The sequence below is a fragment of the Streptomyces gilvus genome (genome assembly GCF_022513565.1).
In the GTDB taxonomy this organism is placed as follows: Bacteria; Actinomycetota; Actinomycetes; order Streptomycetales; family Streptomycetaceae; genus Streptomyces; species Streptomyces gilvus.
This window is the reverse complement of the sequence record NZ_JAKWBE010000084.1, coordinates 1-569: the sequence shown is the minus strand read 5'-3', so window position 1 is coordinate 569 and position 569 is coordinate 1. Positions and strand designations below refer to the sequence as shown.

At 72.6% G+C, this 569-nt stretch carries 1 protein-coding gene; it reads left to right on the top strand.

The window, feature by feature from the left end; genetic code table 11:
* Positions 1–2: 2 nt before the first annotated feature.
* A partial coding sequence (locus MKW14_RS40720; RefSeq protein ID WP_374116669.1) for an electron transfer flavoprotein subunit alpha/FixB family protein occupies positions 3–569 on the top strand: 567 nt, incomplete at its 3' end.

Here is a 569-nt window from a genome sequence, read left to right as displayed (position 1 = left end):
ACATGGCTGAAGTTCTCGTCTACGTCGATCACGTGGACGGTGCCGTCCGCAAGCCCACGCTGGAGCTTTTGACGCTGGCCCGCCGTATCGGCGAGCCGGTCGCCGTAGCACTTGGTGCCGGTGCCGAAAACACGGCTGGTGTGCTGGCCGAGCACGGCGCGACCCGCGTCCTCACCCACGAGGCGTCGGAGTACGCCGACTACCTGGTGGTGCCGAAGGTCGACGCGCTGCAGGCCGCCGTCGCCGCCGTCTCCCCGGCCGCGGTGCTGGTCCCCTCCTCCGCCGAGGGCAAGGAGATCGCCGCCCGGCTGGCGCTGCGCATCGGCTCCGGGATCATCACCGACGCCGTCGACCTGGAGCCCGGCGCGGAGGGTCCGGTGGCGACCCAGTCGGTGTTCGCCGCCTCCTTCACCACCAGGTCCCGGGTGTCGAAGGGCACCCCGGTGATCACCGTCAAGCCGAACTCCGCCGCGGTGGAGGCCGCCCCGGCCGCCGGCACGGTCGAGGCCCTTGCGGTGTCGTTCTCCGAGCAGGCGACCGGGACGAGGGTCACCGGCCGCACGGCGCGG